The following is a 612-nucleotide window of genomic DNA, read 5'->3' on the forward strand; positions in this document are numbered from 1 at the left end:
TAACTATAGGCGTGGACCACTTCAAAGGGGGAAGCTCAGTATTGCGGATTTGGAGAATAGGATCCATCGGGGTGAAGACCGTCATCTCGCTCCAACACTTCAAATCCGCATTCCGCAACGCGGGTGCCTATGAAGCTTTCCGGAGAGATACCGAGGCGAGCCATGCCGTCAGAATCAGCACGCATATGGGTCTTACCGACCAACACGTTGCGAACGCCGATGTCTTGCAAATGATCCCCGAGTGTCGGTTCTCCGACACGAAGCGGAATGCCATTCCATGTGCTTCCATGGGACCGCACATAACGCCCTGTATAGAAACTCATGCGAGACGGGCCACAAATAGGAGATTGAACATAAGCGCGGTTAAACCGAACGCCCCGTTCCGCAAGCTTGTCGATATGTGGAGTGTGCAGATGCGGGTGACCGTAACAGCTCAGATAATCAAACCGTAATTGATCACACATGATCCAGAGCACATTGCGCCCGTTAGTCATCTCAAACACCTCCCCCGTTTGTTGTGGTCATGTTCCCTTATTTGTCATGCGATTAGCAAGGGGATCTTCGTGTTTTGCCTGGTAATCCCCCCTGAAATTGATCGAGTTTAAAAGTAGA

1 pseudogene is annotated in these 612 nt (G+C 51.0%); it reads right to left on the reverse strand.

What is annotated here, in order from left to right:
* Positions 1 to 38: 38 nt before the first annotated feature.
* Positions 39 to 494 (reverse strand): annotated as a pseudogene (locus tag PsWM33_RS11210) (sulfatase-like hydrolase/transferase); the annotation flags it as partial.
* Positions 495 to 612: the final 118 nt, after the last annotated feature.

This window comes from Pseudovibrio sp. WM33, from assembly GCF_001623165.1.
Classification (GTDB): domain Bacteria; phylum Pseudomonadota; class Alphaproteobacteria; order Rhizobiales; family Stappiaceae; genus Pseudovibrio.